Origin of the sequence: Breoghania sp. (assembly GCF_030066895.1) — a bacterium.
Lineage (GTDB): Bacteria > Pseudomonadota > Alphaproteobacteria > Rhizobiales > Stappiaceae > Breoghania.
The window spans coordinates 56445-76096 of sequence record NZ_JASJAV010000011.1; the positions used below are offsets into that span (position 1 = coordinate 56445).

At 61.7% G+C, this 19652-nt stretch carries 24 protein-coding genes, 4 pseudogenes and 1 riboswitch; of the genes and pseudogenes, 9 read left to right on the forward strand and 19 right to left on the reverse strand.

The features are described from left to right. Nucleotides 1–106: 106 nt before the first annotated feature. The 6 genes from QNJ43_RS12490 to QNJ43_RS12515 all read right to left on the reverse strand — a co-directional run bounded on the left by QNJ43_RS12490 (nt 107) and on the right by QNJ43_RS12515 (nt 3741). The gene (locus QNJ43_RS12490) at nt 107–823 is read right to left on the reverse strand and encodes an ABC transporter ATP-binding protein (protein ID WP_300470454.1); all 717 of its coding nucleotides are present in this window, start codon (nt 821–823) and stop codon (nt 107–109) included. Continuing rightward, nucleotides 747–1544: a cobalt ECF transporter T component CbiQ gene (cbiQ, locus tag QNJ43_RS12495; RefSeq protein WP_300470456.1), complete on the reverse strand. Its 798-nt coding sequence runs from the start codon at nt 1542–1544 to the stop codon at nt 747–749. Before cbiQ ends, QNJ43_RS12490 begins: the two co-directional genes overlap by 77 nt. Nucleotides 1545–1562: 18 nt before the next feature. Next, nucleotides 1563–2177: a cobalt ABC transporter permease gene (locus QNJ43_RS12500; RefSeq protein ID WP_300470458.1), complete on the reverse strand. Its 615-nt coding sequence runs from the start codon at nt 2175–2177 to the stop codon at nt 1563–1565. Nucleotides 2178–2183: 6 nt separating this feature from the next. Next, nucleotides 2184–2435 carry an energy-coupling factor ABC transporter permease gene (locus tag QNJ43_RS12505; protein ID WP_300470460.1) on the reverse strand — a complete coding sequence of 84 codons (252 nt, stop codon included), beginning with the start codon at nt 2433–2435 and terminating at the stop codon, nt 2184–2186. Nucleotides 2436–2535: 100 nt separating this feature from the next. Next, nucleotides 2536–2640, reverse strand: a complete 105-nt coding sequence (locus tag QNJ43_RS12510) for an energy-coupling factor ABC transporter permease (RefSeq protein WP_300470462.1) — start codon at nt 2638–2640, stop codon at nt 2536–2538. 303 nt (nt 2641–2943) lie between these two features. Continuing rightward, the gene (locus QNJ43_RS12515; RefSeq protein WP_300470464.1) at nt 2944–3741 is read right to left on the reverse strand and encodes a DUF4198 domain-containing protein; all 798 of its coding nucleotides are present in this window, start codon (nt 3739–3741) and stop codon (nt 2944–2946) included. A gap of 174 nt (nt 3742–3915) precedes the next feature. Continuing rightward, nucleotides 3916–4136, reverse strand: a riboswitch (cobalamin riboswitch). 282 nt (nt 4137–4418) lie between these two features. Between QNJ43_RS12515 and QNJ43_RS12520 the strand changes: the two genes are divergently transcribed. From QNJ43_RS12520 to QNJ43_RS12535, 5 genes and pseudogenes are all read left to right on the forward strand, one after another. Beyond that, nucleotides 4419–6356: a CRTAC1 family protein gene (locus tag QNJ43_RS12520; RefSeq protein ID WP_300470466.1), complete on the forward strand. Its 1938-nt coding sequence runs from the start codon at nt 4419–4421 to the stop codon at nt 6354–6356. A 331-nt stretch (nt 6357–6687) separates the two neighbouring features. Then, nucleotides 6688–6734 (forward strand): annotated as a pseudogene (locus QNJ43_RS27140) (hypothetical protein); the annotation flags it as partial. A gap of 138 nt (nt 6735–6872) precedes the next feature. Then, nucleotides 6873–7187: a hypothetical protein gene (locus QNJ43_RS27145; protein WP_346432976.1), complete on the forward strand. Its 315-nt coding sequence runs from the start codon at nt 6873–6875 to the stop codon at nt 7185–7187. Further along, nucleotides 7177–7638, forward strand: a complete 462-nt coding sequence (locus QNJ43_RS12530; protein ID WP_300470468.1) for a hypothetical protein — start codon at nt 7177–7179, stop codon at nt 7636–7638. The genes QNJ43_RS27145 and QNJ43_RS12530 overlap by 11 nt, the downstream gene beginning before the upstream one ends. Next, nucleotides 7583–7798 (forward strand): hypothetical protein, encoded by a 216-nt coding sequence (locus QNJ43_RS12535; RefSeq protein ID WP_300470471.1) that lies wholly within the window; start codon nt 7583–7585, stop codon nt 7796–7798. Before QNJ43_RS12530 ends, QNJ43_RS12535 begins: the two co-directional genes overlap by 56 nt. A 116-nt stretch (nt 7799–7914) precedes the next feature. Here QNJ43_RS12535 and QNJ43_RS12540 read toward each other — a convergent pair whose 3' ends face one another. Then, nucleotides 7915–8538, reverse strand: a complete 624-nt coding sequence (locus QNJ43_RS12540) for a TetR/AcrR family transcriptional regulator (protein ID WP_300470473.1) — start codon at nt 8536–8538, stop codon at nt 7915–7917. Between the two features lie 169 nt (nt 8539–8707). Between QNJ43_RS12540 and QNJ43_RS12545 the strand changes: the two genes are divergently transcribed. The 3 genes from QNJ43_RS12545 to QNJ43_RS12555 are packed head-to-tail and all read left to right on the forward strand — an operon-like array spanning nt 8708 to nt 11031. Continuing rightward, entirely contained in the window at nt 8708–9520 is an 813-nt protein-coding gene (locus QNJ43_RS12545) for a DUF6544 family protein (protein ID WP_300470475.1), read from the forward strand. A gap of 48 nt (nt 9521–9568) precedes the next feature. Continuing rightward, nucleotides 9569–10051, forward strand: coding sequence for a 2Fe-2S iron-sulfur cluster-binding protein (locus QNJ43_RS12550; protein ID WP_300470478.1), 483 nt, complete (start codon nt 9569–9571; stop codon nt 10049–10051). A gap of 5 nt (nt 10052–10056) precedes the next feature. Next, complete coding sequence (locus QNJ43_RS12555) at nt 10057–11031, forward strand: molybdopterin cofactor-binding domain-containing protein (protein ID WP_300470480.1); 975 nt, start codon at nt 10057–10059, stop codon at nt 11029–11031. Here QNJ43_RS12555 and QNJ43_RS12560 read toward each other — a convergent pair. Then, nucleotides 11011–11169, reverse strand: a complete 159-nt coding sequence (locus QNJ43_RS12560; RefSeq protein WP_300470482.1) for a hypothetical protein — start codon at nt 11167–11169, stop codon at nt 11011–11013. The two genes, QNJ43_RS12555 and QNJ43_RS12560, sit on opposite strands and share 21 nt — an antisense overlap. Nucleotides 11170–11171: 2 nt before the next feature. Between QNJ43_RS12560 and QNJ43_RS12565 the strand changes: the two genes are divergently transcribed. Further along, nucleotides 11172–12266, forward strand: a complete 1095-nt coding sequence (locus QNJ43_RS12565) for a molybdopterin cofactor-binding domain-containing protein (RefSeq protein WP_300470484.1) — start codon at nt 11172–11174, stop codon at nt 12264–12266. A 55-nt stretch (nt 12267–12321) separates the two neighbouring features. Here the strand turns inward: QNJ43_RS12565 and QNJ43_RS12570 are convergent, their stop codons facing one another. From QNJ43_RS12570 to QNJ43_RS12625, 11 genes and pseudogenes are all read right to left on the reverse strand, one after another. Continuing rightward, the gene (locus tag QNJ43_RS12570) at nt 12322–12813 is read right to left on the reverse strand and encodes a hypothetical protein (RefSeq protein WP_300470486.1); all 492 of its coding nucleotides are present in this window, start codon (nt 12811–12813) and stop codon (nt 12322–12324) included. Then, nucleotides 12756–13142, reverse strand: a complete 387-nt coding sequence (locus QNJ43_RS12575; protein ID WP_300470660.1) for a DUF3100 domain-containing protein — start codon at nt 13140–13142, stop codon at nt 12756–12758. Before QNJ43_RS12575 ends, QNJ43_RS12570 begins: the two co-directional genes overlap by 58 nt. Further along, a pseudogene (locus QNJ43_RS12580) lies at nt 13142–13636 on the reverse strand (DUF3100 domain-containing protein). The gene QNJ43_RS12575 and the pseudogene QNJ43_RS12580 overlap by 1 nt, the downstream one beginning before the upstream one ends. A 92-nt stretch (nt 13637–13728) precedes the next feature. Continuing rightward, nucleotides 13729–15251: pseudogene (locus QNJ43_RS12585) on the reverse strand (aldehyde dehydrogenase family protein). Further along, entirely contained in the window at nt 15244–15903 is a 660-nt protein-coding gene (locus tag QNJ43_RS12590) for an NAD(P)-dependent oxidoreductase (RefSeq protein WP_300470487.1), read from the reverse strand. The pseudogene QNJ43_RS12585 and the gene QNJ43_RS12590 overlap by 8 nt, the downstream one beginning before the upstream one ends. Continuing rightward, nucleotides 15900–16151: an NAD(P)-binding domain-containing protein gene (locus QNJ43_RS12595; RefSeq protein WP_300470488.1), complete on the reverse strand. Its 252-nt coding sequence runs from the start codon at nt 16149–16151 to the stop codon at nt 15900–15902. The genes QNJ43_RS12590 and QNJ43_RS12595 overlap by 4 nt, the downstream gene beginning before the upstream one ends. A 134-nt stretch (nt 16152–16285) precedes the next feature. Further along, a pseudogene (locus QNJ43_RS27150) lies at nt 16286–17202 on the reverse strand (LysR family transcriptional regulator). Next, nucleotides 17199–18335: an amidohydrolase gene (locus QNJ43_RS12610; RefSeq protein ID WP_300470491.1), complete on the reverse strand. Its 1137-nt coding sequence runs from the start codon at nt 18333–18335 to the stop codon at nt 17199–17201. The pseudogene QNJ43_RS27150 and the gene QNJ43_RS12610 overlap by 4 nt, the downstream one beginning before the upstream one ends. Nucleotides 18336–18472: 137 nt before the next feature. Continuing rightward, nucleotides 18473–18625: a hypothetical protein gene (locus QNJ43_RS12615; protein WP_300470492.1), complete on the reverse strand. Its 153-nt coding sequence runs from the start codon at nt 18623–18625 to the stop codon at nt 18473–18475. Further along, nucleotides 18588–18872: a hypothetical protein gene (locus QNJ43_RS12620; protein WP_300470494.1), complete on the reverse strand. Its 285-nt coding sequence runs from the start codon at nt 18870–18872 to the stop codon at nt 18588–18590. The genes QNJ43_RS12615 and QNJ43_RS12620 overlap by 38 nt, the downstream gene beginning before the upstream one ends. A gap of 24 nt (nt 18873–18896) precedes the next feature. Next, entirely contained in the window at nt 18897–19382 is a 486-nt protein-coding gene (locus QNJ43_RS12625) for a hypothetical protein (protein ID WP_300470495.1), read from the reverse strand. Nucleotides 19383–19652 lie beyond the last annotated feature (270 nt).

The window sequence follows — 19652 nt, forward strand, 5'->3', positions numbered from 1 at the left end:
GATGGGATAAGAGAAGAGCCATTTCACAACGCTTTGGTCGAAGTCCTGAACGACGAATGCACATAGAAGGCCTGTGACCGGAATTGTTTGGTGGCCGCGGCCCGCATCAGGCGATCGGCTGCAAAACGCCGCCCGTCATGTGGAGGGCACGGGTGCCGAGGTTCTCTCTGAAATCCGCATCGTGCGAGACGATGACCATCGCCTGCGGCAGGTCTTTCAGGATTTCCCGCAAGCGCGCCTCGTTGCGTTCGTCCAGCGCATTGGTCGGCTCGTCGAGCAACAGCACCTGCGGATCCATGGCAAGAACGGAGGTCAGACTAACCAGCCGCTTTTCACCGCCCAACAGCTTGTAGGTGATCCGGTCACGCAGATAGGCAAGATCGAGCTGGTCCAGCACCCGATTGACGATGGCACGCGCCTCATCCTTGCTCTTGCCGAGATTGAGCGGGCCGAAGGCGATGTCCTCGGCCACCGTCGGGCAGAAGAGCTGGTCGTCGGGATCCTGAAACACGAAGCCCGCCTGGCACCGCACCTCGTGGAAATCCTCTTCCCGCACCCGTTCCTTTCCAAAGGCGAGGGTGCGGCCGCTATCCGGCCTTAACAGGCCGACGATCAGCTTGAGCATCGTGCTCTTGCCCGCCCCATTATAACCGGAGATGCAGACCCGTCCCCCCGCAGACACGGTGAGCGCGGCGCCGTTCAGGACCGGCGAATGACCGGGATAGGAAAACCGGATATCGGTAAGCTCAATAAGCCGCGCCAGGCGCGACCTCCAATACAAACAGCAAAAGCACGACGCCCAGAGCCAGCGCCGCAAAAACACAGTCCGCGCGGCAAAAGCGCGGATCATCGACAAGATGGATGGTGCCGTTGAACCCGCGACAGCGCATCGCCGCGAAAATGTGTTCGGACCGGTCGACGGAGCGCACCAGCATCATGCCGACGAGATAGCCGAGCGAACGGTAGGTGTGCATACGGTTGGTAAGACGAAATCCCCGCGCCTTCATGGCGGCCCGCATGCGCCCGTATTCCTGATGGAGCACCGCAATGTAGCGCACGGTGAACATCAGCAGATGCACCAGCGTTTCAGGCACCTTGAGCCGGTAAAAGCCATGGCCCAGCGCCACCGGTTCCATCGTGCCGACCAGGACCATCAGCATCAGAATCACAGCATTCGCCTTCAGCCCGATCATGACCGCTTTCAGGATCCCTTCCAGACTGACGCCGAACCCGAAGACCTGAAAGATCGACTCCCCCGGCACGGTGAAGGGCAGCAGCACCAGCATGAAAATGATGAAGCCGTCCATCGCCGCCATCCGGTGCAGGGTATTGCGCCAGGCAAGCCGTATCAGCGACAGGGCAAGGAGTGAGACGACCAGGGCCGCGACAAGCGCGGTTAGTTTGTCGAGCGACACAACCGCGATGGAGAAGACGGCAGCGGCCATGATCCGGCTGCGCGGATCGAGCGTCTCCAGCAGACTGGAGACGACCTCCGGTTCCGGTCCAGATAATTGTCGCTGATCGGCGGAGAGGATGTGTCCCATGGATCGACCTTTCGGCGCTCAGTCCTTGGCGAGTTTGCGGCGCGCGGCGATGTAGAAGCCGAGACCGAACAGACCCGCGATATAGCCGATGCCGCCGAGGATCAACTGGAAGTCGTTCTTCTCCTTCAACGCCAGAACCTCCTGATAGAGCGGCTTGACCTCTTGGTGGATGAGCTTGGCAAGAACCACCTTCTCTTCCTCGCTCAGGCTCGCCACCGTGACGGCGACCGGCTGCGCCGCCGGAGCCCCGTTCGTCTGAGGCGCAGGTGCTTTCGATGCGGCTTTCGGTTGGGCCGCCCCGGCGATATCCGGCAGCTCCTCAACCTCCATACGCGCATTGGCGACATGACCGGCACCGAGATTGGCGTGGAAGATGTGAACGATGCGCTTGGTCGGCTTGTAGGTGAAGAAGCCGTCCTCGTCGGTCTTGACCTGAGCGAGCTTGTTGCTCTCCTCATCGAGAACATCGACCTCGGCGTTCTTTGCCATTTCGCCGTTGGAGAAGCCGATTTCGCCCTCGATATGGTCGCCGGTCGCATAGACGGAGGCAATCATCTTGTGGGCCCAGGCGGGATTGCCGACAAACAGCAGAAGAGCGATGCCGGCGAGTGCTTTTGCAAGTTGCGTTTTCATGGCGGCCTAGCTGTTTTGCGTGACGACGGAGAAGAGCTCGGGCTTGACCCGGTGGGCGAGATAGACGGCGGCGGCACTCAGCAACGCTTCGATGACCATCACCGGAATGTGAGCAAAGAAAACGAGCTTGGCGGCGGGAATGAACGCATCGCCGCTGAACGCCAGCGCCGCGCCGACGCAAAGCGTCGTCAAGGCGATCGACAACGCTCCGCCGACCCCGCCCCAGAGCGCAGCAACGATGGCCGAGGGCGAGCCCACGCCCCGTCGGCAGACGTAGTAGACGATGACCGCAGGCAGGGCGATGTTGAGTGTGTGTTGACGCCCAGCACCGTCACCCGCCGAAGCCGAAGAACACCGCCTAGAGCAGCAACCCGACAAAGAGTGCGGGAAACGCCGCCCAGCCGAGCACCAGCCCGGCCAGCTCGTTGAGTATCAGGTGGACGCTGGAAGGCACGATCGGCACGTGAATGAGGGAAGCGACGAAAAAGGTCGCACTGAGAACGCCCGCGACCGGAATCTTCTCGATCGTCAGTTACCTGAGACCGAGCGCCAGCCCGCCGACAGCAAGTGTCGTGCCGACGGCAATCACGGGTGTCGCCAGGGCTCCATCGACAATATACATTTTCCTGCCCCTTCGAGGCATTGAAGGCACGGCGTGCAAACGAAACGCACGTCCGGCCTCATCATTTGAAATCGGTTTGAAGACGATGGCTCCGGCGACCCGGAACTCTGCGGCGCATGGCCTGCGGACCGCCGGAGCGCTCGATCACTGCATGTCGTAGGCGCGGATCCACAGGACCGCGTCCTGGCTCAGCTCCTTGCCTTCGAACTCCTTGGCCGGACCGGAGCCGAGAGCCGCAAAGCCCCAGAACCCGGAGCGCGGAATGCCGAAGGTGAAGTAGCCGTTCTCGTCCAACATCGCGACGATGGCGCCGCCGGGTATCGGCGAGGCGGTCGTACCCTTCGGCGTATTGGCGACCATGTCAGGCTCCGCCGCCATGTATTCGATCTCGATCTCGACACCGGCGGCAGGTTCGCCGTTCGACAGAACCCGGCCGGTGAACGTGGACCCGGCAACGATATTGGTCGGCCGCTCAAGCGGCACGATCTCGGTGGCGAGCCCCTGAGGTTCCATCCAGTCGGTCGGAAGCTCGGCGCGGTTCACGTAGCTCTTGGTGATCTGCTGGATATAGAGGTCCTCGCTCTCCTCGTAATAGGGAGCGGGCACCAAAACCATCAAGTAGTCGCCGCTACGCTTGACCGGCAACATCGCCTCGAACGCTTTGGCGGAGTTTTCCGAGCCGGCGAAAGTGATCGGCTTCAGGCTATCCATGAGATCGATCTTCTTGCCGCGATTGACGGCGTAGAATTCCTCCGGCTGGCCCATGTCCATGACATGGCCGTTCTCGAAGGGATGCCAGAAGAGCAGCTTGAAGGTCACATCGCCCGCCTTGGCGAGATTAACCTCGGGCGTATAGGCGAGCTGGAAGTGTGCCTCGGCCGCAAACGGCAGGCAGGTGATGGTCGCGCAAAGAACGGCGAGATCGAAATTGCGAAGTTTCATGTGACGTCTCTCTCAATAGACCTTTGGGCCGGGACCGGCGCCAAATGGATCAAGTCGAGAAACACTCGGGATGTGTGGCGTGGAAAAAGGACGCAGAATGCGGGTGAAGCCCTGCCCTTTCTCACCGCCCGACGCTCACCCCGGCGTCCGGTTACGGTGTCGTTCACGCCTGGCGGCGCAACGACGATCAGCGGCGGGTCTCCTGGCTCTCGGGTCGTTGCTGAACCCCGCCTTCCCGGCGCGTTGTGCACGCCAGTGGCATGTTCGGGTTCAACTCTCCTCTCACAGTTGCGGGGGCAGCCACGGATTCGGTCCCTGATGGATACGCCTCACCGTGTTCCCTTTTAATTCCAGCCGCTGTCCGGCGACCGGAAACTGTCGATGGCGTCAGTTGCCCCCATTCGCGCAGCTCTGTCAACCGTCTCAAGCCTCGATACCGTCGCGACCGACCCAGCTCGACATCGCCCGAGGAAAGCTGCAAACGCCCGGAAGGTTCGCGTCCCGCTACTGTCAAATACCCTGGTCATTCAAATGGGAAACCCGGTTGAATTGGCCGCCCGATTGGCCAATGATCGCGGAATTGCAGACAGCAAGCGGCGCGCCATTACCTGACTTTCAGCGCGGCCCGCGAGTGGGGATCGATGATCGGACCAGTCGTGCGACACGCCGAGAGGCGCGTGGGATTTGCCTTGCCTCTGGCTGCAGTCCTTGCGGCACTGATCGCACCTGTCGAGGCGGCGGACATATCCTCCGACCGCCCGGTCAGCATGACGTCACGCGCCTTCGCCCCGCGTTCACCCGCCTATGAGACGGTCTTCCAGCGCGTCGAGGCCTCGACCCACGGCATAGACAAGCCGCTGGAGTTTTCGATGAAAGACATGTGGCCCCCCTTCTGGGAAGGGCGCAGCCTGACGACCGGCAACATCGACAATGACGACGATCTGGATCTGGTGATCGCCTCCACCGAACGCGGCGTCTACATCTACAAGAACGACGGCACCGGCGGGTTCAGCCGATCGGCGGACGAACTCGGCCTGGTGGCGGATCTCGACGTCTTCAACGCCGCGCTGGTGGATATCGACAACGACGGCCGGCTCGATCTGTTTCTCGCCACGTATGCGGACGGCAACTACGTCGTCTACAACCGGCAGGGCGTTTTCAACACCGCCTCGCCGCAACGCATATCCAACCGCGAGGAAGCGATGCTGTCGATTTCGGTGAGCTTCGCCGATGTCGACCGCGACGGCGACCTCGATGCCATTATGGGCAATTGGGCGGCAGGCTGGTACCGGCGCATCCCAGGTGAGAAATCGCGCAATCGGCTGATCTTCAACGAAAACGGATCGCTCAGCGGCAACCATTTCACCGATATGGAGGGGCTGCCCGGCGAGACGCTGACCATCCTGTTCAGCGATATCGACCTGAACGGCACAGCCGATCTCCTGGTCGGCAACGATTTCGAGATGCCGGATCACGTTTATCTCGGCGACGGCAAGGGCGGTTTCACCGCCATCACCCGGGCCAACGAGCCGATCCCGCACACCACCATGGCGATCAAGGTGGCGGATCTTCACAATGACGGGACGCCGGAACTTTTCTTCGCCCAGATCGCGGGGCGGTCGTCGGCGGTCTCGGAACGGCTGAAGATGCAGCCGCTGTCGCAATATTGCGATGGCATTCAGGACGCCCCGACCAAGGCGCTCTGCCTCCGCAACATGGCAATCAAGACCTGGTACAAGGCCGGCAACAGGTTCGATCCGGATTACGCGGAAAAGTGCGAGGAATTCGAAGGCGAGCTAAAGGCGGAATGCAAGGCGATGTCGGTCAAGGATCTGCTGATCCAGAAGAACGATCCGACGATCTGCGCTCTGCTCCCCGCCGACCAGAAGGTGACGCGGGCCTTTTGCGACATCCATTTCAAGCCCCGGCTGAGGCCGCTGCAATCGGTCTTCGACACCACGGTTCGGCAAGTCATGCGCACGAACGTGCTGCTGACACGGCCGGGTACGGACAAGGCCTATACCGACACCGCCTTGAGCGAAGGGCTGGAGATCGGCGGCTTGTCCTGGGACACGAAGATCGCCGATTTCGACAATGACGGCCTGCAGGACGTCTATGTCGTCAACGGTACCTGGGTGCCGAACGGGGTCAGCCCGTCAAATCTGTTCTACCGCAACATGGGCGACGGAACCTTCACCGAGACCTCGGGCCCCTTCGGGCTGGAAGATTACCTGATGACCGCCAGTGCGGTTGCCTTCGACATGGACCATGACGGCGATCTCGACATCATCACCCAACCGGTCAACGGCCCCGTCTCTCTCTTCCGCAACGGTTCGCAATCCGGCAACGCCATCGAGGTCGAATTGCGCGACGCCAAGGGCAACAGCCGCGGGGTGGGCGCACGGCTGGACGTCGAACTGCCGGACGGAACCCGGATGATGCGCGAGCTGCAATCGGGCGGCGGCTTCATGTCGTTCGATGCGCCGGTGGCGCATTTCGAACTTGGCGAGGCGGACGAAATCACCCGCCTCACGGTCCACTGGGCAGACGGCGGACGCACGGAGGTCTCCGGCCCGCTCAAAGCAGGCGCCAGCTACCGCCTCACCCGCGAGTGACGCGGGGCATCTCGCGAAATGTCGGATCAGGTTCCGGAGGTCCGAGTATCCGGATAAATTTCTGCAAAATGAGAAGCACTGTGTTGATACACAGACTTTGAGGTTTTCATGCCGCGCTCCACAAGCGGCAAAAGCAGAAACCGCTTGGAGCAGCACTTTGGATGAATGTAACCTTGGGGAAAGTTGTTCAAATGGGGAATTTAAGGTGACATCCATTCGAGCAAGAGTTTACGCGTGTCTGCTATCCCTGACCCTGGCCGCGCCGGCCATGGCGTTTGATTTTCCGGACACGTTGAAACCTGATGATTTTATTCAGTTCGACCCGGCTCAGATGAAGCTCGGCCAGTTGCTGTTTTACGACAAGGTGCTGTCCGGCAACCGAAATATCGCCTGCGCCACCTGTCATCACCAGACTTCAACGGCTCTGACGGGGTCAGTCTGGGTATTGGCGAGGGCGGAGTCGGGCTCGGGCCCCACCGCACAGGTGGAACCGGACACGACCGGATCCTCGAACGCGTGCCCCGCAGTGCGCCCGCCTTGTGGAACCTGGGCCACAAGGATGTCCGGTTCATGTTCCTCGACGGACGGGTCGAGGTGTCCGACAATTTCGGCAACGGCTTCAGAACCCCAGCCTGGATATTCCTGCCCGAAGGATTGAATTCGGCGCTGGCGGCGCAGGTCTTGTTTCCGATGGCGTCGGAAACGGAAATGGCCGGGCAACCCGAAGAAAACCAGGATCGCCAGAGTCGCCTACGAAGGTGCGAATTACGTCTGGCTGCTGGTCACCGAGCGTATCCGCAAGATCGACGCCTATGTCCCGATGTTCATTGAGGCCTTCGACAATGTGAACGAAGCCTCTGACATCACGATCGTCGAAATCGCCAATGCCATTGCAGCTTTCGAAGGCACCGAGTGTCGCAATTTCGACAGCCCGTTCGACAAGTACCTTGAGGGCGACAAGACGGCCATGAACTCCGCGCAAAAACGCGGGATGGAGTTGTTTTATGGCAAGGTCAGCTGTTCGAATTGCCATTCGGGACCGCTGCTGTCGAACCAGAGCTTTCAGGCGCTGGGGCTGCCGCCGTTGGGGCCGGGCCGCACCTTGCTGAACGACCTGATTTCCCGCGACGTGGGCCGGCTGGCCGTTTCCGACGATCCTGACGACGCTTACCGTTTTCGCGTGCCGTTCCTGCGAAATGTAAAGCAACACCAAGTGGAGCAACGAAATGGCGAGCCTGCCGCCGGTTCGGTGGCTCGCATCCGGCGACTTCGCACTGCATGACAACGAGATCGAGAACAATCGAATTCTGGCCAAGATCGGTATCGAACTGCCGCCCATTACCGAGGCCGAGCTCGCCGATATCGTGGCGTTCCTGAATTCGTTGACCGGCGAAACGGCATTGCAACGCCCGCTGGGCCGTCCCGGCCTGCCCGTCGACTAAGGACATCCCGGGCAGACTATCGGCCCGACCCGCAATCATGGCCGTGCCGGGCTCACCCTTGGCTCTGCCGCTCTCAGCCAAGCGCGCGCCTCCCCAAGACGTCGACCACACGGCAACTATCCGCGCGCACGCGGCGCCTGCATCCCGGTTTCCATCAGGAGAACGGCAATCCGCTTTGCCCGATCGGATCTCTCGCGGATCCAGCTCTCATCCGGAATGTCCGCCGCACCAATGATACGCCGGACCTGGATATCGCCGATCAACAGATCGAGATAGGATGCAGCGATTGTCTCGGCCGGGCACGTCAGGCTCTCGTAGCGCCCCAATACCTGCGCCAGCAGTTTTTCCACCCGTGCGCGACCGCCCTCTGCAATCAGCCGGCCAAGCTGACCGCTGTCATGAACATCGCCCGCGGCCGCGCGGTTGAGCGCCACGGCTCTCTCGCCGACCACGAGTTGCAGCAGGGCCGGACCGAGTTCATCGAGAACATCGCCAATCGGCCTGCCTGATTGCAGCGCGGTCTCCAGAGCCTTGATGGAGGCTTCCGCGTTGCGCTCGACCATGCGCGCGAACAGGCCCTGCTTGTTGCCGTACCAGCGATAAAGCGTCTCGTTGCTCGCCTTGGCCCGCTTGGCGATGGCCAGCATCGACGTCGCCTTGCAGCCGACCTCGCTGAGGAGCGCGTAGGCAGCTTCCTCGATCTCCAGCATCCGCCGATCTTTCTCATCCGCACTGCGCATGCATTCCCCTTGATGCGTACACAAATATACGCTATAGATTTTCGTACACAACTTTACGCTTACTGTGACCCGAGACGCCGGGCAAGCCTTGCCCCTGCTTCGCTGAACCGCGAACGAAAACGGCCGGCGTCCGGACATGCATCAGACGGGTTCCCTGCGGAGGTCGATCATGAAAGCGCTCAAGTTCCTGTTTCTCGCGCTGCTGATCATCATCGTCGCCATTGCCAGCTTCCTCAGTTGGGGGATCTGGCGGACCGGCTGCGATATTGCTGCGCTCGAGGACCAGGTCCGCGAGCGGGCAAGTGCCCCACGCGTTACCCCGGACCAGATGGCCGCCCTTCCCGACGGAACAGACGGCCTGCCCGCCTTTGTCCGGATCAAGGCCGCAGGCGATTTCCGTCGACTGCTCACCGAGAACTTCCAGCCGACATCCGCCGAGCAGATCATTTCCACCAGGTCCCCCGATTTCGTCTTCCACGCAACGACACCGATCCCGGGACCAATCTGGGCGGCGGCCTATGACGGTTACGTTGCAGGCCGGATGGAAATGCGGGCGAAACTCGTATCCGCAATCACCTTGCTGCATTTCACAAACGACGCACAGCTCGACCGGCTGTCTTTGCGCCGCTGGCTGCTCGAAGCCTCGTCCTGGCCGCCCGCTCTGCTTCCCGATGGCCCGGTCATCTGGCAGGCGATTGACGACAGCACGGCCCGCGCACTGGTGAGCGATCACGGCATCACCGAAAACATGATCGCCCGTTTTGATGCGTCCGGAGCGCTGATCGAGATGTCGGCGGAAGAGGACGGAGACCTGACCACGCCCTACCACGGCCCCGGCGAACACGTGGAGAGCGACGACTATCGACTGAGGGAGGGCGTGCGGCACCCGACCGAGCTCACCATTTCGCGCGCGGCAGCGGGAAAGCACCACCCCTTCTGGAGGGCCAAGGTCACCGAGATCGAGTTCGGGCCGCGGGAATAGCACCCGATCAAGACATGATCCCATCCATAACCGACGGGAGGAGGGCAAATGACACGCTTGCTGGTCAACGGGACTTCCTACAACGTGGCAGATCCCTGGGCGGACGAGAGTCTTCTCGTTGTCCTGCGCGAACATCTCGGGCTGGTGGGAGTCAAATGCGGCTGCGGCGAAGGTTCCTGCGGGGCCTGCACTATCCTGATCGACGGCGAGGCCACGCGCAGCTATCGGCTCAAGCCGAATGATGTCGCAGACCTGAGCCTTACCACCATCGAGGGATTGAGCCAGTCCGGCGCACCACTTCATCCCCTTCAACAGGCATGGATCGATGAAGCCGTGGCGCAATGCGGCTTCTGCCACCCGGGACAGATCATGCAGGCGCTTGCGCTTCTGAAGCACAATCCGGCGCCGTCGACAGATGAGATCGCCGACTGGATGGCGGGCAACCTCTGCCGCTGTGGCAGTCAGGTGCGCGCCATCCGGGCCATCCACCGTGCCGCTGAAGCAATGCGTGACGAAGGAGCCGTCCGATAACCCTGTTGTCACTGTCGACCAATCGTCGACGCCTGCTCCTCGGCGCGGATCTCGCTGTGGCGGGCCTGAGTGTCGGCGCCTATTTCAGTGCCGGCAAGCTGCCCGTCCTGCCATCGAGCCGGGACCCGGCAGATGACGACGGGCGCTACTGGCTGCACATGACGCCGGACGGCACGGCGGTGCTGCTGAACCCCGTTCACGATCTCGGCCAGGACACGCCCGCAAGCTTCGCCCAGATCGTTGCCAAGGAGTTGAACCTCAAGGCTGAAGAAATCCGCCTCGTCATGCCGGGTACTTCCGAAATCCCCTACATGCGTTTTACCACCGGCAGCCACGGCATGTCCTCCCATGCCCGCCCCGTCGCCCGCGCGGCTGCCGTCATGCGAAAAATCCTGCGCCGCAAGGCCGCCGACAGCTTGGGCGCAGCTCCTGCAGAGGTTTACGACATGGTCGACGGCTTCCGCATCGGGACGCGCGAAATTCGCTACGCTGATCTGGTCGATGGAAAGATACGGACCATCGCCGCCGAGGATTTCGGAGACGTGCCGCTCTACAGCTTTTTCTCGAGATGGCCGAAGAACGAAATCGGCCGCAACACACGGGATAACCGAGACATCGAAATCGTCACCGGCGCCGAACTCTTCGTCGATGACTTCTCCCTGTCCGGCATGCTCTACGGCCGCATGCTCCAGCCGCCCTTTCCTGGCGCGCGCTTGCGCGGCATCGACCTCGACGAGGCTCGGGACGTGGCCGGGGTCGTCGACGTCTTCCACGACGCGGCCGAAGCCATGGTCGGCGTAGTCGCCGCGACGCCTTCGGCACTTGAGCAAGCCATGGCGAAGGTCCGGGTAACCTGGGACGAGCCGCACCCGCTCGATGATGCGGGGCTCGCAACCCTGGTCGATGTCGATGCCTTTCTGTTGAAAGGGGCGCTGGAGCACGTGATCGAGGATGAAGAACTAGCGGCCGACGAGGACTGAACCGTCGACCATCGCCTCGACCTGCCACCGCTCCATCATGCTGCCCAGGAACTCAGGACCGCGATTGCCCACGTCACCAGGGAAAAGGGCGTCCGGATATTTCATCTCTGGGTCGGCACACAGGACGCCTTCGTTCATCGGTGCAAGGCGGCGCGGGATCTCGGCTGGTTCGAGGAGTGCGTCATTGTCCATCCGATGCGTACCGGCGGGCCTTCGGCGGCCGAGCACTCTACGATGTCGGGCGCGAGGCGTTGATGCTCGCCCGGCATGTCCGACAGCCGGTGAAGGTGCAGTGGACACGCGAAGAGAAGTTCCGGGCCGACCGGGTGAGACCGCCGTCGAGCCATCGCGTCCGCATCCGGGCGGACAAGGCGGGGCACATTTCCGACTGGTGGCAGGCAAGCGTCAGCGGCCATTTTCTTCTCACCGAGATCATGACGCCGAAATGGGCGCTCGGCCTTGCCCGGATGGTCATGGCAGATTTCGGCGCAACCCGAAAAGCAGCCGCCCGCCCTACTCTGCATCACGCCGCCGGATCGAATTCCAGGACGAGGACCTGCCGATCTTCATTGGCCAGTGGCGATCTCTGGGCGCAACGCAGAACACGTCAGCCATCGAAATCGCAGTGGACTGGCTGGCGCAGGCAACCGGCATCGACCCGATCGCCCTGCGCCTTCTCAAATCTCGGCCCCGGTGAAGAGCGCCTCGGCACGTGTCTGAAACGGCTGCGCAAGATGATGGAGACATCTCCCTTGCAGCCAGACGCGGCACGGGGCATTGCCTGCGGCATCTATCACGACCACAGCCATGTCGCCGCCGCCTTCGACGTCTCTCGTTCCGATGACGGATCGATTCGCGTGCAGAGGGCGTTCTGCGTTCTCGACATCGGCCTGGTGGTCAATCCGGATCGCGTCAGGGCCCAGACCGAGGGCTGCCTGATGATGGCGATCGGCCAGGTGCTGATGGAACAGGCTCATCTGAGCGATGGCCTGATGACCGCCCGCTCCTTCCCGGACTACGAAACGCCGACCCATAGACACGTTCCGGAAATGCGAATTGAGCTCATCGAGCACGCCACCGAGCCACCGGCCGGGGCCGGTGAGGCACCGCTCATCGCCGCCGTCCCAGCACTCGCCAATGCCGTCAGCAGGCTTAAGCGCGAGAACGTCGATCGGTTGCCGGTGACAGGGCGAATGCAGGCGAGGCCAAGCGGTCGCACAGCGAACCACGCTTGATGCCGAAAGAAAAGAGCGGGGGCGGAGCCGCCCCGCATGCAGTCCCGTGAGCGGTCTACAGGAAGATCTGTGCGACCACTGCGGAGCCGACATAGGTTCCCGCCATCACCAGAACGGCGATCACAAACATCTTCCAGCCGGACGATTTGGCGATATCGATCTCGCGTTGCGCGATCGCAATGCCCGCATCGGTGAGACACGGCGTGGCAAGCGTCAGGAAGTTGATGTGCTTCACCTGCGCCAGGATCCAGTCATTCCCCGGAAACCACGGTGTCGTCACGATGATCGCGACCAGCGAGATCCACGCAACCGACGGCAGTTTGATCGGAGCAAAGCGGGTGATCACCACGCCGACCATGCACAGGACATAGAGCAGAGCCAATCCGATCAGCCCTTGCGGCACGGTGGCATTGGTCGCAACGGCGTTGCCGAAGAAGGTGATGACGCTGATCACCGCCAGGACCATGACATGCTCTGCAATCCCCAGCTTCACTTCTTCGGTGGGGAGTTCCTCGAACGAAAGGTCTTCGTTGGGCGTATCGGACATGATCGTTCTCCTGCGGTCGCGGTTTCAGCCTTGGGGCCGAACCAGGCGTAGAGTTTCTCGGTCACCGGTAGCGCAACGAAGATGCTGAGATAGAGGCCCGTCGCGTAGGTCAGAACATTGGAGGCCCCGACAAGGGCAAGGATGCTCTGCTGCTGGCCGGGAACCGCATTGGCGAGCGCGCCGGTGCAGACCGCCATCATCGAGCCGGAACCGATGCCGCACGCCATGGCGAGCGCCTCGATGTTGAAGATCCCCATGGAAGCCAGAAGCGAGGCAAGGACGGCGAAGACGAACGTGCCGAAAAGCGTCCCGATGACGTAGACCCCCATCACGCCGGCGCCCTCGCGGCCTTCAGTCCGTACTCGTCGGCGATGATGACAATGGACGGCTCCCGGGCCACGGAGAAGCAGGCGCCGATTGCTTCGCGCCCCATTCCGAGCACAAGGACTGCAACGGGGAAGGCCAGCACGATGGTGCCGAGGTTGCCCAGTTCCTGCAAAAGTAGCGCAGGCCCCGCATCGACAAGCTGTTGCAGAGACGGACCGATGATCGTTCCGAACTTGGCGATGAACGGCATGATCGCCACGACGATCAGCGGAGAGGCAGCGCGCACGTGTCACTGTTGCAGCCACTTGCCCGCAGGCTTCACCACGTTGGGATTGAGAACCAGGCCGATCAGGAAGGCGTAGAGCAGCGGAAGCAGCAGAACGCTGCCAATGCCGATAGGGATAGCGACGACGCCGATCGCCTCGCAGATGATCGTAATGATGAGCACGCTGAGATGCATGCGCCAATCGAGCAGAAGTTCTCTGGCAAGTGACATGATGTCCTCTCTGGAGGTGCACTGTTTAGGCGGTGTTTTATTGTTTGTTCTTGTTGTTGTTGAACGGGCGCAGGGGGCCGCGCCCGTCGAAATCAGGCCGGTAGGGTGCCGAAACCGAACGCGGGGTCGGCGGCGGTTTCAACCCAAGCGAATTTAGTCTGCGTATAGGCACCCAGCACTTCGCGGCCCGAAGAGCGGCCGTAGCCCGAGCGCCCGAAACCGCCGAAGGGAGACATGACGTTGATCGTCTTGTAGCTGTTGATCCAGAAGGTGCCGGCGCGAACCCTGGCGGCCATGCGATGCGCACGCCCGACATCCCGGGTCCATACGGCACCGGCCAACCCGTAGGGCGTGCCGTTGGCCAGCGCCACCGCCTCGTCCTCGTCGCGGAACGTCAGAACCGAGACGACCGGACCGAAAACCTCCTCACGGGCGATTTCCATCTGCGGGTCGACGTCATCGAGCACGGTGGGTGCATAGAAATAGCCGCCCGTCTCAGCCAGATCGGCTTGCTCCGCTCCGCCGGTCGCAAGACGCGCACCGTCGTCGGTCGCCCGGCCCACCATTTGCCGGATCTTTTCCAGTTGGCGCAGATTGTTGATCGGGCCGATCTGGGTCGTCGGATCGCTCGGCATTCCTACCGGAATGGCCGCGCTCACCGCAGCGAACCTCTCGACCAGCTCATCGTGGATGCTTTCGTGGACCAGCAGACGCGAACCGGCCACGCAGCTTTGTCCGCAACTGGCAAAGATCGCCGCCTGCGCACCGACAATGGCATGGTCCAGATCCGCACTTGCCACCCATTTCCAGGACGGAAGGGATCGTGCGCCGTGCCGCCGAAGCCGCGATATGAGCGCCTGCCTGAGCCGAACCGACGAAGACGATCAGTCCCGTCGCCTCATGATCGATCATCGCCTGGCCGGTGGTGGGGCCGGCTCCGACCAGCACATTGACCAGCCCGCGCGGAGCACCGGCAAGCTTGCACAATTTCCCGATCACCAGCGAGCTGAGCGGCGTCAGTTCCGACGGCTTCAGCATCACCGCGTTGCCCGCGCAAATGGCTGTGGTCACCTGCCAGCAACAGGTGAAGAGCGGGGCGTTCCACGGCGTGATCTGGGTAACGACGCCGATCGGCTCGTGCCGAGTGTAGTTCAGATGGCTCGACGGCACCGGGATCACGTCACCGTAAAGCTTGTCGCACCAGCCCGCATAGTACTCGAACCATCTCCGCCATGCGCACGGGCTCGCCGCCGCAATCGCGGATCGGCCGCCCCGTCGACAGGCTTTCCAACTGCGACAGCGGAGCTGCGTGGGCGCGGATCTGACGGCCGATCTCGAACGGGATACGGCCGCGTTGCGATGCGGTCATGGCGCACCATTCGACCTGCGCACGGATTGCGGCTTCAGCCTCAGCCGCGACAGTTCCGGCTGAGGCATCGCGGAACTGCGCAAAGACCAAACCCGTCGCCGGGTTCGTAAGATCCCGCGGCTCGCCATCTCCGGCAACAAGTTCGCCGCCGACCGAGCTTTTCACCGTGCCGTCGCCCAGAAGTGTCGTCAGAAGAGCGGAAATCTCGTCATTGAGCGCGGCGGAATGCGAAGAGACATCAAGCATAGACCTTTTCCTTCTCTTCACGCGCACCACGAGCCGGATCGCCCATGACTATGAAGTCATCGTCATCCGCGAAGCCGGAATTTTCCTCCGCCCACAATTCGGCGGCCAAACGCGAAAGCGGCATCTCCAGCCCTTCGCCTGCCATTTCAAGCGCTAGACGCACGTCCTTGCGCATCAAACCCGTTGAAAAGCCGCTATCGAAGCTGCCCGTCAGAACCCAGGTGTGGAAATGCACTTCGCTCAACGCGCTGCGGCCGGTGGCGGTATTGACCACGCGCAGGGCGTCCTCGGCGCTGACGCCGGACGCTATCGCAAGCTTCAGGGCTTCCTTGGTGGTGATCATGTGGCAGGCCACCAGCATGTTGTTCACGAGCTTGGCGACATTGCCGGCGCCGGAAGGATCGACATGAATGATCTTGGCCGCGATGGCTTCCAGAACGGGCCTAGCTCGGGCGACGACATCGGCATCTCCGCCCACCATCATTGCCAACGTGCCCGCGGCCGCACCTGTGGGACCACCGCTCACCGGTGCATCGAGGAAGCCGCGGCCGAGCGGCGCCAGCCTGCTGGCCAGGGCGCGAGAGGTCTCCGCTTCCGAGGTCGAGGCATCGATGATCGTCTTGCCCGGCGTTACCAGAGCCCCGGCGCTCAAAGTCTCGTCGACAACACTTCGACATGACGTGCGGTGGCAAGCGACAGGACGATGACCTCGGCGACCGCAATGACGTCCGCGGCGCTGGCGCATGGTGAGGCTCCGACGGCAGAGGCCCGCTCCAGCGAGATCTTCGATATGTCGAAGACCAGCGGTGCGAAGCCCTTGGCCGCAAGCACCTTGGCCATGCCGAAATCCATGGCACCGAGACCAATAACCCCGGTGCGGAGTGGCGATTTGTCAGACAAGACAGTCTCCCTGGAAAGCTATTTTCGTGACGCGCGGCGGAGGTCACCGCAACGTAATGAGTTTTAGGACTGGGAGATTGGTGTCGTGGCAGAGGTGGGTTTACGAAACCTGTGTTGCCCCAGAGCGAACACGGCTACTCGTCTGACGTGAAAGCCTGCATCCGCTTGGCCAGGAAGTTGGCAGTCATTACGACCGATTTGGGCAAACGCCGCCGGGCCCGGACCATAAGGTGCGCGCTGACGTAGCGTAGGGTTTCGTCTTCAAGTTCGACCACGGCCAGATCGCCCCGCGCCGCCTGGGCGGTCGCAGCAAAGCGCGGCAGGAAGGTCGCCCCGATCCCGGCGGCCACATACCGGATCAACAGGGCAATCGACGCAGTTTCGACCAACGGTTGGACCACTAGCCCCTGATCGCTTGCAGCCTGGGTGAGGAGAGCGCGAATGCCGTGTCTCTGATCGAGAAGCTCCACAGGCCCCCGCAAAACCTCGATCAAACGCACCGAGCCCCCTCCGCCAGAGCCGAACCACGCGGAACGACTGCGCAAAGCGGATGGCGTTGAACCGCCAGAGATCGCGTTGCCTCGCTGATACTCGGATTGTAGGCGATCGCGATATCCGCCTGCCCCTGCACCACCCGACGCTGCAATTCCTCCGTACCGGCGAGATCGATCGAGTAGCAAAACTCAGGATGGATCGCATAAAGCGGCTTCAGCCCGTTCTGCATCAGGTCCGATGCAAATCCTTCGCCGAGCGCGATGCGCACGAGCTGTTGCCGCCCTTCCCCCAATGTCTGCAACTGGTCGAAAAGGTAGGTGTTCTCGTCCTGGCGCTGGAGAGCATGCTCGCGCACGAGTTCTCCCGCTGACGTCAGCCGCACCCCGCGCAAATTGCGCTCCAGCAATTGCACGCCCAACCGAATTTCCGCATCCAGCACGTTCCGGCTGATGACAGAAGCCGCCACACCGAGCCAATCCGCAGCCCCGCGGATCGAGCCCCCTTCCGCCACACAAATAAAATCACGCAGGAACCGGTTTTCCAGCGGATCGCTCACCGCAAGCTGTCCTCTACCAGACGGACCCAAAATTCCGCGCCCTTGGCCAGGACAGCGTCGTTGAAGTCATAGTCGGCGGCGTGAAGCCGCGGATTCTTCCCGCCTTCGCGCGCGGCTCCCAGCCACAGATAGGCGCCGGGCTGGACCTCAAGCATCGCCGAAAAATCCTCCGACGCCATCGATGGCCGTGGATTAGAGACCTCCAGTCCCATCCCCGCAGCAACACGGCGCGCGGTTGCAGCATGTTCCGGCGTGTTGATGGTCGCCGGATAACTGCGGTCGTAGCTGATCTCGGCAGTACAACCGTGAGCGGCCGCCAATCTTTCCGTTATTGCGCGCAAGGAGCTTTGCAGCGTATCGCCCGCCGCAGCACCGAACCAGCGGGCACACCCGGCCAGATGGACCTCGTCCGGGCAGACGTTGTAAGCGGCCCCGCCCTGGATCTGGGTGACCGAAACCACGCCCGGCTCCAGCGGAGACAGACGCCGGGCAGGAATTTCCTGCAACATAGGAATGAGGCGCCCAGCAGCAGCAAGGACACCGTCGCTCAATTCAGGCATTGCCGCATGCCCGCCGGTGCCGCGCAGAACAATGTCGAAGATCCCGAAGGCCGCCATTATGCTGTCATCGCGCGCCGCGAACTGGCCGACCGGAAGGCTCGGCCAATTGTGAATGGCATAGATCGCCTCACAGGGAAATTTCTCGAAAAGCCCTTCCTCGATCATGGCAAGGGCGCCGCCGTCGTTCTCCTCGGAGGGCTGAAAGATCAGCGTGACGGAACGTGTGCCGAGATCCAGTTCCGCAATCCGTTGCGCAGCAAGCAACAGCATGGCCGTGTGACCGTCATGACCACACGCATGCATCTTGCCCGCAATGGTGGACTTGTGGGCGAAATCGTTGACTTCCACGATCGGCAGGGCGTCCATATCGGCCCGCAAACCGAGGCCTGTTCCCTCGCCCAGACGCGCGACCACCCCGGTCTTGGCCATGCCGCGATGGACGTGCCATCCCCACGAACTCAGCAGTCGGGCAACCGTCTCCGAGGTGCGCGTCTCCTCAAAGCCAAGTTCAGGATACCGATGGAAATCATGCCGCCAGGCAACGGCTTGAGAAATGAGATCCGCGTCGAACACGGGAACGCTCCTTAACCACTCGTGATTTTGACGAGTTTAGGCCTGCGTTCAGTCTTAGGCAACGGACCTGGCGTGCAGTTGCTCACACAGCAACGCTGGAGCGTAGGGCAGGAACCAACCGATCCGGCTCCCCTTCCCTATCGCAAATTGTCCGGCGTCAGGATGTCGGTCCGGAACGCATCGTAGTCCGGGTTGCCGGGAGCGATGACGGGCCGTTGCTGCACCTCTTCGCATTCCCGCTGATAGAGCTTTTCAAGCGGCATGCCGTCCGGCAGAGGCAGCTTTTCCATGCGCAAACTTGAACGAGATCGGCAGGTTGTCGGCAAGTTCCCGATCCGTCAGGCCCTCTCCCTTGAGCCAGAAGGGCTTGCGCCGCCGCACCAGATGATGCCGTAGCGGGTCGATGAACAGGACATAGCCCAGTTCAAACTCGTTCTCGCACAGAAAATGGACATGCAGGTTGTTTTGCCAAGGAAACATGTCGGCGTTGAGCGGATTCTCGACGCCGAACATGCTGAACCGGCCGCGCATGAGCACCCGGTAGGACTTGGTTCCGTGAATCTAGACGGTGCAGCGGTGGATTTCGTTGAGCCCAAACAGCAGGTAGTGCATCCGGTACACCCCTTGCAGTAAACCTAACAGCTCCTGAATGTAGTCTTCCTGGTTGTTCTCCAGGTAGCGTTCCGGAAACCGGTCCCGATAGCCCTGCACCTTCGAGGGGATTCGATCTCCGCCCGGAACCGGCGCTTCCAATGCCGCCAGAATGTCCGTTTCCGGCGAGGTCAGGGTTTCCGCCGTCAACCCCAGGCAACGGGCATAGGCGGCGAGACGAGTGTCCGGAATGCCCTCGCGAATATCCTTGTCGATGGTCGTGGCGCTGCGCGGCAAGCCGCAATCCATCCAGCGTCGCCAATGGTGCACATGATTGGGATTGCCAGCGTCCCGGCGCCATGTCTTGCCCATAAGCTTCAGGGCGGGACCGAGATGCTTTCCAGCTTGCGCGTTGCGCCGCAGGGACGGCCGTCCGGCGGGACCAGTTTTTTCCATGGGAACGAACGAAATTCTTTCGGCTTCTCCATACGCAATCAGAAATCGCGCCGATTGACCGTGGCATAACCCGGCCGTGTCGGCAAGCGCCTCGGCTGCCTCGACTTATCTAGTGCAAAGCTGTGTTTTCTGGAACGCAAAAAAACAGAAAAAATTTTATATTTCAATATTTTGTGTATATTTATATACATGATAATAGATCTCTAAGGGGTGTTGTCCGGCCGTGGCTGCGGCACGGTGACGATTGGGGAAATGTGTTTTCTGACTGGG